Raw genomic sequence first — 12652 nt, 5'->3', positions numbered from 1 at the left:
AACTTTAAAGGCACAAAATGAAAAACAAAAAACTCTTATTTCTAGCGTTATTAACACCGCTTTATTTGCTAAGTAAAGAAGTTGAAATCTATAGCAGTCCATTTTGTGGGTGCTGTATTAAATGGGGAGATTATTTACAAAACAATGGCTATCAAGTAACGCACCACAAAAATGGAGATTTTATGGCAGTCAAAGAAAAATACAAAATCGCACCACAAAATCAAAGTTGTCATACAGGTATTATTGAAGGATATGCTATAGAAGGACATGTGCCATTAGATGCGATTAATTGGCTTTTAGAAAACAAACCTGAAAATGTCGTTGGTATCTCAACACCAGGAATGCCAATAGGAAGCCCCGGAATGGAACAAGGTAATATGCAAGAGGAATATCCAGTTGTGCTACTTTATAAAAATGGCGATTCAAAGGTTTTTGGAATCTATAAGGGCGAAACGCTTATTAAAAAGCAGCTTTAGTCTAGTTTCTAGACCTACCCTATTTCTTTTGGTTTGTAGATATTGATTAAATAAGTAGCAAAAATAGCCAAGATACCGCCAAAAATCGTTAAAAGGCTTGGTATTTCTCCCAAAATCAAATAACTACTTCCTAAAGCCATTGCAGGAACTAAAAGCTGATAAGAACTTGCCTTAGTCGCACCAAGCTTGGCAATCCCCATATAATAAATGCTTGTCCCAATAGCTGTTGAAAGCACGGCAACCACAAAAATCATAACCCAAAATTGCATATCATAATGAAAAACTTCAATAATTTGAGGTTTAAACAAGAACAAAGGCGAATAAAAAAGCAAACTTAAAAAGGTAATATAAAAATTAATCGCCAAAGGATGAATGCGAATCTTTTGACATACTAGAGTTAAAATTGCCCAATTCAAAGCACAAAGCAAAAAGAATGTGTTAAACTTGCCAAATAACTCTTGAAAGCTTCCAAGATCAAGCAGACAAATCCCAGAAATAATGCCGATTCCAAGACCTAAAATTTCATTTGCTTTAATACTTTTGTTTTCCTTGTGAGAAAAAAAGTAAGCCAATAAATACGCAAAAATAGGAATCAAGGTAGTAACAAGCACACCGCCCTTCCCTGCGCTACCATAATTCAAGCCCATAAAAAATAAAATAGAATATATTCCATTTAGACAAGCTGCTATTAATAAAAACTTGAAATTTTCTGTGTTAATCCGCATAGGGACTTTTAATAAGATAATCAAAGGAATTGAAGCAACAAGGGCAAAAAAGAATCTCCAAAAAGCTACAATATCTGCACTTGCATATTGCACCAAAATTTTTCCACAAGCCCAAGAGCTTCCCCAAAAAGCCATTGCTATGACAATCAAAATAGAAAAGATAAGATTCTTTTGCACTTAGTTTCTCTTGTATCTCTTTAAAACACAATCGTTTTATTATGATAAACAAAAATTTTTTCTTCCAAGGCAAGATTTAACGCCTTAGAAAGCACGATTTTTTCCACATCTCTGCCGTGTTTTTGCATTTCTTTCCAATCCATTGTGTGATTGACTTTTGTAATATCTTGATAAATAATTGGACCCTCATCAAGCTCATTATTAACAAAATGCGCGGTAGCACCAATAATTTTTACGCCTCTTTCATAGGCTTGTTTATAGGGATTTGCTCCCACAAAAGCCGGTAAAAAACTATGATGAATATTAATCAATTGCCCTTCAAACTCTTGAACAAAATTGGGGCTTAAAATCCGCATATATTTTGCCAAAATAATATAATCGCTTGGATATTGCTTTAAAACTTCAATAATTTGTTTTTCGTGATCTTCCCTACTCTTCCCTTCGTGGCTAATACAGATAAAAGGCAATCTAAACTTTTGGCACAAAGGCTTTAAAACTTCATAATTAGAAATCACTGCTAAAATATCCGCATTTAGCTCATTACTATCATAACGAATTAGCAAATCACCTAAACAATGACTCTCTTTAGTGCAAAGAATCACAATTTTCTTTTTTTGGCAAGGGAGAATCTCTACTTGACTAGATTCATCATTAATTATAGCTTTTATCTTTTGCTTTAAAATCGCGATTTCACACTCCCCCTCAATCTCGCTACGCATAAAAAAAAGATTATTTTCTTTATCAACAAATTCATCATTTTTTAAAATATTTAAATTGAATTGAAAAATAATCTGTGTAATTTGAGTAATCAAGCCTTTTTTATCTGGAGTTTGTATCTTTAAAACAAAACGCATTAATGCCCCTTTAACCACTCTAGAGATATTCCATAAATACCTTTTTGAATACCAAGTGCAATATTCTCACCTATAATTTTTTCTAAATACATCTCCATTTCACTTTTTTGAAGCCAAATAGGATTTTGAATCTTAGCTAGTTCAAAGAGTGTTTTTTGTGCTTCATAAATACTGCTAATGCTATCTACTAACCCTAGCTTTAAAGCATTACTAGCACTAAACACTCTACCCTGTGCAAACTCACCTTCTTTTGTGATTTCCAAATTTCTCGCAGCCACAACCTCACTTACAAACATTTCATATTGCTCTTTAATTAATCCCTTTAGCATTTCCTCTTCTGCCTGATTCCAAGGACGCATAAAAGTTCCTGCTTCTTTGTAGATTCCAGCCTTTAGAATTTGTGTCTTGATACCTAGTTTTTCTGCTAACTCACTTACATCCACTCCATTTAAAATCACACCAATAGAACCTACTAACGCACCTTTATTAGCAATGATTCTATCAGCCCATACTCCTGCTAGATAACTACCACTTGCCATAGAACCTTGCGCATAAGCAACAATAGGTTTTTTACTTCGCATCCGCTTAACCGCTTCTGAGATTTCAACACTTGGCGGAATCGTGCCACCAGGAGAATCAATAACAAGCAAAACTCCTTTAATATTGGGATTGTTTTCTAGCTTTGAGAGTTCTTCTAAAAAACTATCACTTTGGATTATCATTCCCTTTAAATCAATCCTAGCTACATTTGCTAAGCTAGAATTCTCACTAGAGCTTGGCATAAAAATCAAAACAACAATCAATAAAAACACTAAGGCTTTAAAATATTTCATAATAAAATCTAAAGGTGCTAACAAGATTTTAGTGATTTTCAAATTTGCTTCCTTATCAAAAAATAAAGCAAAATTATAGCACCATTCTCAAATAAAATTTGATAAGATTCTAAGCCTTTTTAGCAAACTTTTGATAGAATCTTGCCTAAAACTTTATTTTTAAAGGTATGTTGTGAAAGATTCACTCTCTAAGATTCGTAACTTTTCTATTATTGCACATATTGATCATGGTAAATCCACTCTTGCAGACTGCTTGATTCAAGCTTGTGGAGCGATTTCTGAGCGAGAAATGAGTGCGCAAGTAATGGACACAATGGATATTGAAAAAGAACGAGGAATCACCATAAAAGCCCAAAGCGTAAGGCTAAAATATTTCTACAAAGGCGAACCCTATATTTTAAATCTCATTGACACCCCAGGGCATGTGGATTTTAGCTATGAAGTTTCACGCTCTCTTGCTTCTTGTGAGGGTGCTTTATTGGTGGTTGATGCCTCTCAAGGAGTGGAGGCTCAAACCATTGCAAATGTTTATATTGCACTAGAAAATAATCTTGAAATTATCCCCATTTTAAACAAAATTGATCTTCCAGCAGCCGCACCAGAGCGCGTAAAATCAGAAATAGAGCAAACTATTGGGCTTGATTGCAGCCACGCTTTAGAAGTTAGCGCTAAAGCAAATATTGGAATCACCGAATTGCTAGATAAAATCATCGAATTAATCCCACCGCCACAAGGAGATTTAGAAGCTCCTACTAAAGCTTTAATTTATGATTCTTGGTTTGACAACTACTTAGGTGCTTTAGCTTTAGTGCGTGTTTTTGATGGTTCTATTAAAGTTGGACAAAATATTTATATTATGGGGAGTGGTAAAAATCACGAAGTTTTAGGGTTATTTTATCCGCACCCAATCAAACAAGAAAAAACCAAAAGTATCCAATGTGGTGAAGTTGGAATTGTTGTTTTGGGATTAAAAAATGTTACAGATATAGCCGTTGGCGATACCATAACAGATTTTAAAAATAAAACCAAAGAGCCTATTGCAGGATTTGAACCAGCTAAGCCCTTTGTTTTTGCAGGAATTTATCCTATTGACACAGACAAATTTGAAGATTTACGCGATGCACTAGAAAAACTTAAACTCAACGATTCAAGTCTTAATTTTGAACCTGAAACCTCTGTGGCTTTGGGCTTTGGATTCCGCGTTGGATTTTTGGGACTTTTGCATATGGAAGTTATCAAAGAGAGGCTAGAGCGAGAATTTGGACTAGATTTGATTGCCACTGCCCCAACGGTTGTTTATGAAGTTACCCAAACCGATGGCGAAGTCATTATGATTCAAAATCCAAGTGAATTACCACCTGAACAAAAAATTGCGAGCATTAAAGAGCCTTATGTTAAAGCGACTATTATTGTCCCAAGTGAATTTTTAGGGAATATCATCACGCTAGTAAGCAAAAGGCGTGGAATCCAAAAGAAAATGGAATATTTACAAGAAACAAGAGTATTGTTAGAATATCATATTCCTACTAATGAAATCGTAATGGATTTTTATGATAAATTAAAATCTTGCACAAAGGGTTATGCGAGTTTTGATTATGAGCCAATTGGGTATCAAGAGGGAGATTTAGTCAAGCTTGATATTCGCGTAGCAGGAGAAATTGTAGATGCGCTTAGCATTATTGTGCCAAAAAGCAAAGCTTATGAAAAAGGCAAAGAACTTGTAGAAGCAATGAAAGAAATTATCCCAAGGCAACTTTTTGAAGTAGCGATTCAAGCGAGTGTAGGTAATAAAATCATCGCTAGAGAAACCGTTAAATCAATGGGCAAAAATGTAACTGCAAAATGCTATGGCGGAGACATTACAAGAAAGCGAAAACTGCTTGAAAAACAAAAGGAAGGAAAAAAGCGTATGAAAGCCATTGGTAAAGTCAATTTACCACAAGAAGCATTTTTAGCAGTTTTAAAAATTGATTAGTCTATTTTAAAAGTGCTTCAATGTCTATTTTTAAAAAAATTTATTTTGCTATTTTAGCACTAATGCTTTGTGCTTGTTCTTCTACAATCTACACTAATCGCACTCAACTTATGCTCCTTAATGAAGAGCAAGAAAAAGTCTTAGGAGAACAAAGTGCTCTTGCGGTTTTAAAAGAATCAAAACTAAGTCAAAACGCCAAACAAGCGGCTATGGTAAAACGCGTAGGACAAAAAATCGCTTCTGTTGCCAATCGCCCTGATTTTGAATGGGAATTTTATCTAATAGAAAACAAAACTCAAAACGCCTTTTGTCTCCCAGGTGGTAAAGTCTTTGTTTATACAGGTTTAATGGAATTAGTCAGCAGTGATGATGAACTTGCCGTGGTGATTTCACACGAAATTGGGCATACAATTTTAAGACACGGCGCTGAACGAATGAGTATGCAAACCTTGCAACAATTAGGTAGCAGTCTTCTTGAAATCTTTGTTAGCACACAAAACCCTGAATACAACAATCTTTTTAATAAAGCCTATAATATCGGCAGTAATGTTGGGATTATGTTACCCTTTAGCCGCCATCACGAGCTTGAAGCTGATAAAGTCGGAATCATACTAATGCAAAAGGCAGGTTACAATCCACAAGCGGCTTTAAGTTTTTGGCAAAAAATGTCTCAAGGAAATAAGGAAACTTCAGATTTTTTCTCCACACATCCAAGTGATTCAAAAAGAATACAAGAAATAGAAAAGATTCTAGCAGAATAAAGAAATAAAAAGATTCTATCCCAAAAAGGAGGGATAGAAAAGTTTAGAAAAGCGAAACCGCTAAAAATCCAAGAACAACGCTAAAGGCAATTGCCAAAACTCCCGGAATTAAAAAGGCATGATTGAAAATATACTTTCCAATTCTTGTAGAACCCGTATCATCCATTTGCACCGCACCTAGTAAAGTATGATAAGTTGGAAGCACAAAAAGAGCTGAAACCGCCGCAAATGAAGCAACAAGCATATAAGAATCTCCTGGATTTGCCACTGTGATTCCAAGTGCTGCAACCACCACAGGAGTAATAGCTTTGGCAGTAGCGGCTTGAGAATATAAAAGCATACTAGCAAAAAAGTAAGCAACTGCTAAAAGTGCTGGAATTTTAGAAACTAACTCTGTAGATAAATCTCCAATTTCCTTTGTATAGCCACCCACAAAAGTATTTCCAAGCCAAGCAACGCCCAAAACACATACACACGCTACCATACCGGACTTAAATACGCTAGTATCGGAGATTTTATCTGGCTTAACTTTGCAAAAGATAACAATCAAAGTTGCAATACCAAGCATAAAGCTCATGATCGCTGCATCTCGACTTACAATAACATTTTCAATTAAAACAGGTTGTCCTCCGATTTTTGAAATGGCAGTGGCATAAAGCACCACACAAAGCACTCCAATAATAAAGATTCCAACAGAAAGCTTTGCACCTTCTTTTAATTGTATATTTTGCGATCCAATAGGTGCTTGAACTAATCCTTGTGCTAGTCTTTCTTGATAAACAGGATCTTTACTTAAATCAAGATTGTAGAACATTGTCATAATAAAAGCCGTGAGCATACAACCAATAAAAGTGGTAGGAATCCAAATTCCAAGCAACACAGGATAACTCCAACCAAGTGGTTCTAACACGCCAGTCATATACACCACAGCCGCACTAACAGGACTTGCAGTGATCGCAATTTGACTAGAAACCACCGCAATAGAGAGCGGTGCTGATGGCTTAATGTTTTGTTCTTTTGCAACTTCAACAATAACAGGAATCATAGAAAAAGCAGTGTGTCCTGTCCCTGCAAGAATTGTTAAAAAGTAAGTTACCGATGGTGCTAGATAGTTAATATATTTTGGATTAGAACGCAAAATCTTCTCCGCAATTTGAACCAAATAATCCAAACCACCCGCAAGTTGCATTGCAGAAATAGCTGCAATCACCGACATAATAATCAAAATAACATCCCACGGAATAGAACCAGGAGTCATTCCAAGCCCTAATCCCAAAATAACAACACCAATACCCCCAGCATAACCAATACCAATCCCACCAAGTCTAATACCAACAAATATTGCACCCAATAAGACAATAATTTGTAAAATCAACATTATTGTTTCCATAATTAAGCCTTATTTTTTTGCTTTCATTTGCGGATTAAGCATATTTTTTGGATCTAATATTTTATCAATTTCCTCTTTAGGTAAATATCCTCTCTCTAGGCAAATATCCCCTACTGATTTTCCAGTTTGTAAGGCTTCTTTTGCGATACTTGCGGATTTTTCATATCCTAAAATTGGATTAAAGGCTGTTACAATTCCAATAGAATTAAGCACTGATTGTTTGCAAGCTTCAGGATTTGCACTTAAATGTTTAATGGCCTTTTGTGCTAAAGTTCGCATTGCATTTTCTAGCACAACTAAAGAATTAAAAAGCGCATAGGCAATTCCAGGTTCAAATGCATTAAGCTCAAACTCTCCCCTTTCACTACAAAGCATAATCGTAACATCATTGCCAATAACTTCATAACAAGCCTCACCAACAGCCTCGCAAATAACAGGATTTACTTTTCCAGGCATAATAGAACTTCCAGGTTGCATCTTAGGTAAATTAATTTCTCCTAATCCGCATCGAGGTCCAGAATTCATCAATCTCAAGTCATTAGCAATTTTAGAAAGTCTTACTGCCGCAGTTTTTAAACAACCACTTACATAAACAAAATCAGCAGTGTCTTGAGTAGCTGCAATTAAATCTTCTGCGGGTCTAAAATTTACTCCTGTAATTTCTTTTAATCTTTTCTCAACAACATTTTTATAATCTGGATGGCAATTAATTCCTGTCCCAATTGCTGTTGCACCAAGATTTAAAACTTCCATAACTTCTCTTGCGGCTTTAAGTTTTGCAATATCACTTTTAATATAACTCGCAAAGGCATTAAAAGTATTTCCCAAAGTAGTTGGCACAGCATCTTCAAGCTCTGTTCTTCCCATTTTGATATAATCTTTATATTCCTCAGCTTTTTTAAGAAGTTCTTCTTTTAATTCTTCCATTGCTTCAAGCAAATCTCCTAGCTTCTTATGTGTTGCTACTTTAATAGAGCTTGGATAAGTATCATTGGTGGATTGCCCTAAATTAGTGTGATCATTTGGATGAAGGTATTGATATTCACCTTTTTTATGCCCCATACTCTCTAGCGCAATGTTAGTTAGCACTTCATTAACATTCATATTAGTAGAAGTCCCAGCACCTCCTTGAATCATATCCACAACAAATTGTTCAATAAACTCTCCTGCAATCAACCTATCACAAGCAGCCGCCAAAGCATCTGCTTTATCTGCATCTAAAACCCCCACTTCTTTATTGGCTAAAGCAGCTGCTTTTTTAACTTGCGCAAAAGCTTTAATAAAAAATGGATAATCCCTTAATTTGCGTTGTGTCATATGAAAATTATCTACTGCACGATAAGTTTGCACTCCATAATAAACATCTTCTGGTATTTCAAGCTCCCCTATAAAATCGTGTTCTTTTCTAGTTGCCATAACTTACCCCCCTTAAAAAAATAAAATCTTGAGCAAATCTTTAAAACAAATCTTTAACTCATACAAACAATACTACCTTTACTTATATAAGCTTTCTATTAAAAATTTAAATTAATATAAAACTTAAATTATTTATTAATTTTTAATTGTTAAAACCCCAGATCTTTGCTCATAAAATATAACTGCCAAAGAAACAAAACTTGCACACAAAATCCCAAGTGGATAGGAAATAATTACCCCCATAAATCCATAAAATTTTGGCAAAATTAATACAAAAAACAAAGCAAATAATAAAGTGTAAGAAAAAGTAATTATAAAAGAGCTTGCTGTCCTTTGAATCGATTGAAAGAAAATTGCACTCACAATATTGATTCCCAAAAGAATATAACCTAAAAAATAAATATCCATAGCCCATTTAATATCATTTATTAAATTAGAATCACGCAAGACAATATCATCTTGCAAAAACCAAGGAATAATCAAGGGAGATAAATAATAAAAACCAATATAAAGTGCAACCCCTCCTAATAAACTAAAACCTAAACCAAAGTAAAAAATCCCTTTCACTCTTCCTAAAAGCTTTGCTCCATAATTAAAACTCGCAATAGGCTGAACTCCTTGAGCCATTGACAATAAAATCGTAAAAGGTATAATTCCCACATACATTAAAACACTATAAATCGCCAATCCCCTATCCCCAGCAATTCCAACAATCGTGTGATTAAAAATTAGCATCATCATACTCACGCTAATTTCAGAACTGCTTTGGGGAATGCCATTTTTAGTTGCCATTAAAATTGCATAAATATCAAAAGTTTTAATTAAAAATAAATCTCCTTTTTTGCGCAAAAAATGTTGCAATAAGATACACATTCCAATCCCATGCCCCAAAATTGTAGCCAAAGCACTTGAATGAATCCCTAACTCTAAAATAAACAAAAAAAGATAATTTAAAACAATATTCATTAACGATCCAATAATCATTGCTATCATTGCCAAAATGGGCTGTTTGTCATTGATTGCAAAAATATCAAGCATTGGATGCAAAACAATTATAAAAGCCCCCAAATAAATAATCTCTGTATAATCTCTCACTAAAGGCAATAAAGTCTCACTAGCTCCAAGATATAGGGCGATTGCATCACTAAAACAATAAAGTATGATTCCACCAACCAAAGAAGTAAAAAGTGCAAAATAAAAAACTGAACTAAAAATTATTCTAGCCCTAAAAGGCTTTCCTTTGCCCAAAAAATAAGAACTCATTGCCGCAGCACCCACACTAAAAAGCAATTCAAATGCAATGAGAATAGGAAAAATGGGCCACGCAACCCCAATAGCAGCAAGAGCATTTTCACCTAACTTTTTACCCACAAAGATTCCATCAATCGTAGAATAAGTTGATAAAGCAAGCATTGCTACTAATGAAGGTAGAAAATAAGTGAAAAATAATCTTGGAATTGCAGCTGTTTTTAAGTCAATTTTACTCATTATTATTTTCCCTAGCAAGTTGTTTGGCAAATTCTAATGAATCTTTTATATTAATTTTAGGAGAAAGCGATATTTTTGCATTTTTTCCTAAAAGCTCCTCTGCTACTTTAGCAGTGCTTTTACCAATGCAAAGTGCTAAATAACTTTCTCTCCACGCATAATTTTGCAAAAAAGCCCTAAGGCTTGAGGGGGCGCTAAAAAAGAAAATAGAATCTTCTTTGAAACTCTGCTTTTTATCTTCAGAAATATTCAAAATCTTAGTTTCATACAAAATTGATTCTAACACCACAATCCCCCCTTTTTTTAAAATTTCCACAAGATTAGAAGCAACTTTTTTTGCACGCACAAAAAGCACCTTTTTGCCCCTTAAAATTTCCACTAATTCTCTTCCAAATAAATCTCCATAAGCAGCAGAAGCAACAAATTCTACCTTGCCACCAAGACTCTCTAAAGCCTTTTTGCTTCCCTCTCCAATCACATAACAAGGTAGATTCTGCCATTCTTTTGGCATAAAATGTTCTAGGGCAAAAACAGCATTTTTAGAAGTAAAAAGCAAACATTCCACTTCTTTAATCTTTTGTTTGAGCATAGAATCTTCTACAAAGCAAATCTCTAAAAGCTCTAAATACTCCACTTCTTTTATTAGTCTATTTGTATTTTTTTTTGTGATATAATAAACTTTTCTCATTTTTTGATTCTAGCTAAAATTTCATAAAGGGCGCAAATGTATATTAAACACAAAAGCTTAGCTACGCCAATTGATTTACAAAACGACAAACTTGATAATTGCATTATTATTGACTTGCGATCTAGAGGATATTTTCTCATTAGCCACATTCCTAATGCGCTCAATCTTGATTCTCTTTCTCGTATTAGCTTTATTGCACAAGAAAATCCCGATAAAAGAATCGTGCTTTACTGCCACAGCGGGGCAAGTGCCGCAGATTTTGGAAATAAACTTGTTGAAATGGGATATAAAAATATTTTTTACTTGGATGAAAATTTCTTCAATCTCCCAAAAATGGGCATTACTATCCAATACAATACTTAAAGGCTAATCTTTAATCGTGCTATAAAGCGCTTTAATCGCCACTTCAAGCATAGAAAAAATTTTTTCAAATCCTTCTAAATTTTTATAATAATAAGGATCAGGTATTTCTTGTCCCTCTAATCCAAAATCTCCCATAAGCTTGACTTTTTCTTTTTCAAACCCCATTGTAAGTAAATCTTGATAGTTTTGCCTATCCATTGCTACAATATAATCAAAAGAATCATCCTTATAAACATTAACTTTTCGCCCTTTTAGTTGTGAAATATCAATTCCATATTTTTTGGCAATAGCAATAGAATAGGCACAAGGTGGCTCATCAATATGCCAACCACTTGTTCCAGCCGAATCAATCTTAAGATTCAAGCCCTCTTTTTGTGCTAGATGCCTTGCGATTCCCTCTGCTAAAGGAGAACGACAAATATTTCCCAAACAAACAAAAAGGATTGAATGGACTTTTTGCATTTATTTTCCTTATTTATTTTTGCATTTCTGCCCATTTTTGTGCAATTCTTACAGCATTAGTGGCTGCACCAACACGAATTTGATCTGCCACACACCAAAGATGCAAGATTTTTTTATCATAATTATCAACGCGGATTCTGCCTACATAAGTCTCATCAGTATCTGTCGCTAAAGAAGGCATAGGGTAAGATTTTTCCTTAGGATTATCAATGACAACCACCGATTCTGCCTTACTTAAAACTTCTCTAGCTTCCTCTGCACTCACTTCTTGCTCAAAGGCAATGGTAATGGATTCACTATGACTTCTTAAAACAGGCACACGCACACAAGTTGCACTCACTGCAAAATCACTATGCATAATTTTATTGGTTTCATTAACCATTTTCATTTCTTCTTTAGTGTAATCATTATCTAAAAACACATCAATATGTGGGATAAGATTAAGCGCGATTCGGTGAGGAAAAGCTTTTGGTTCCACTAAATCCATATTGAATTCAAAAAATTTCTGCATTTGCAAAACTAACTCTTCCATTCCTTTTTTACCTGCACCCGAAACAGCTTGATAAGTGCTAACATCTACTCTTTTTATTTTAAAAGCATTATGCAAAGGCGCTAAAACTTGCACCATTTGAATGGTAGAGCAATTGGGATTTGCAATAATTCCAGTTTTTTCCCATAATGCAATATCTTGCGGATTCACTTCAGGCACAACCAAAGGAACATCTTTTTGCATTCTAAAATGACTAGTATTATCAATCACAACAGCCCCTGCCTTAGCCGCACTTGGCGCAAATTCTGCACTCACGCTTCCGCCTGCTGAGAAAAAAGCAATCTCAATTTCTTCTTCCTCAAAAACACTATGAGTGAGCTCCTTAACCTTATAGACTTCATCTTTGTAAGTGATTTCTCTTCCCACACTTCTTGCACTCGCCAAAGGCACAAGCTTATTAATAGGAAAATTTCTTTCTTCTAAAATCTTAAAAATCTCTTCACCAACAGCCCCAGTAGCTCCAACAACAGCAACATTAAACTTTTTCATAAACA

General features: G+C 34.6%; 13 protein-coding genes. 4 read left to right on the top strand and 9 right to left on the bottom strand.

What is annotated here, in order from left to right:
* Window positions 1–17 precede the first annotated feature (17 nt).
* On the top strand, window positions 18–476 hold the full coding sequence (locus HCAN_RS05315) for a DUF411 domain-containing protein (RefSeq protein WP_006655726.1): 459 nt from the start codon (window positions 18–20) through the stop codon (window positions 474–476).
* A gap of 14 nt (window positions 477–490) precedes the next feature.
* On the opposite strand, the gene HCAN_RS05310 is transcribed toward HCAN_RS05315, so the two are convergent.
* Genes HCAN_RS05310 through sppA form a run of 3 tightly spaced genes read right to left on the bottom strand, consistent with a single transcriptional unit; the run spans window position 491 to window position 3107 of the window.
* On the bottom strand, window positions 491–1378 hold the full coding sequence (locus HCAN_RS05310) for a DMT family transporter (protein WP_006655725.1): 888 nt from the start codon (window positions 1376–1378) through the stop codon (window positions 491–493).
* Window positions 1379–1398: 20 nt separating this feature from the next.
* Window positions 1399–2232, bottom strand: coding sequence for a formyltetrahydrofolate deformylase (gene purU, locus HCAN_RS05305; protein ID WP_006655724.1), 834 nt, complete (start codon window positions 2230–2232; stop codon window positions 1399–1401).
* The gene (gene sppA / locus HCAN_RS05300; protein ID WP_006655723.1) at window positions 2232–3107 is read right to left on the bottom strand and encodes a signal peptide peptidase SppA; all 876 of its coding nucleotides are present in this window, start codon (window positions 3105–3107) and stop codon (window positions 2232–2234) included. The genes purU and sppA overlap by 1 nt, the downstream gene beginning before the upstream one ends.
* Window positions 3108–3237: 130 nt before the next feature.
* Here sppA and lepA point away from each other — a divergent pair, with 130 nt between their 5' ends.
* The gene (gene lepA, locus HCAN_RS05295; RefSeq protein ID WP_006655722.1) at window positions 3238–5040 is read left to right on the top strand and encodes a translation elongation factor 4; all 1803 of its coding nucleotides are present in this window, start codon (window positions 3238–3240) and stop codon (window positions 5038–5040) included.
* 20 nt (window positions 5041–5060) lie between these two features.
* Entirely contained in the window at window positions 5061–5801 is a 741-nt protein-coding gene (locus tag HCAN_RS05290; protein WP_006655721.1) for a M48 family metallopeptidase, read from the top strand.
* Between the two features lie 43 nt (window positions 5802–5844).
* Here HCAN_RS05290 and HCAN_RS05285 read toward each other — a convergent pair whose 3' ends face one another.
* The 4 genes from HCAN_RS05285 to HCAN_RS05270 all read right to left on the bottom strand — a co-directional run bounded on the left by HCAN_RS05285 (window position 5845) and on the right by HCAN_RS05270 (window position 10783).
* A complete protein-coding gene (locus HCAN_RS05285; protein WP_006656879.1) occupies window positions 5845–7191 on the bottom strand; it encodes an anaerobic C4-dicarboxylate transporter in 1347 nt (448 codons plus the stop codon).
* 9 nt (window positions 7192–7200) lie between these two features.
* Window positions 7201–8607 (bottom strand): aspartate ammonia-lyase, encoded by a 1407-nt coding sequence (locus HCAN_RS05280; protein ID WP_006655719.1) that lies wholly within the window; start codon window positions 8605–8607, stop codon window positions 7201–7203.
* A 135-nt stretch (window positions 8608–8742) separates the two neighbouring features.
* Complete coding sequence (locus HCAN_RS05275) at window positions 8743–10095, bottom strand: MATE family efflux transporter (RefSeq protein ID WP_006656878.1); 1353 nt, start codon at window positions 10093–10095, stop codon at window positions 8743–8745.
* A complete protein-coding gene (locus tag HCAN_RS05270) occupies window positions 10088–10783 on the bottom strand; it encodes a uroporphyrinogen-III synthase (protein WP_006655717.1) in 696 nt (231 codons plus the stop codon). The genes HCAN_RS05275 and HCAN_RS05270 overlap by 8 nt, the downstream gene beginning before the upstream one ends.
* A gap of 36 nt (window positions 10784–10819) precedes the next feature.
* Between HCAN_RS05270 and HCAN_RS05265 the strand changes: the two genes are divergently transcribed.
* A complete protein-coding gene (locus HCAN_RS05265) occupies window positions 10820–11146 on the top strand; it encodes a rhodanese-like domain-containing protein (RefSeq protein WP_006655716.1) in 327 nt (108 codons plus the stop codon).
* Between the two features lie 3 nt (window positions 11147–11149).
* Here the strand turns inward: HCAN_RS05265 and HCAN_RS05260 are convergent, their stop codons facing one another.
* Both HCAN_RS05260 and HCAN_RS05255 read right to left on the bottom strand, forming a co-directional pair.
* Complete coding sequence (locus HCAN_RS05260; RefSeq protein ID WP_006655715.1) at window positions 11150–11608, bottom strand: low molecular weight protein-tyrosine-phosphatase; 459 nt, start codon at window positions 11606–11608, stop codon at window positions 11150–11152.
* Window positions 11609–11621: 13 nt separating this feature from the next.
* A complete protein-coding gene (locus tag HCAN_RS05255) occupies window positions 11622–12647 on the bottom strand; it encodes an aspartate-semialdehyde dehydrogenase (protein WP_006655714.1) in 1026 nt (341 codons plus the stop codon).
* Window positions 12648–12652: the final 5 nt, after the last annotated feature.

The organism is Helicobacter canadensis MIT 98-5491 (assembly GCF_000162575.1).
In the GTDB taxonomy this organism is placed as follows: domain Bacteria; phylum Campylobacterota; class Campylobacteria; order Campylobacterales; family Helicobacteraceae; genus Helicobacter_D; species Helicobacter_D canadensis.
Note: the sequence above shows the minus strand (reverse complement) of the source record. Positions and strands in the feature narration are given on the sequence as shown.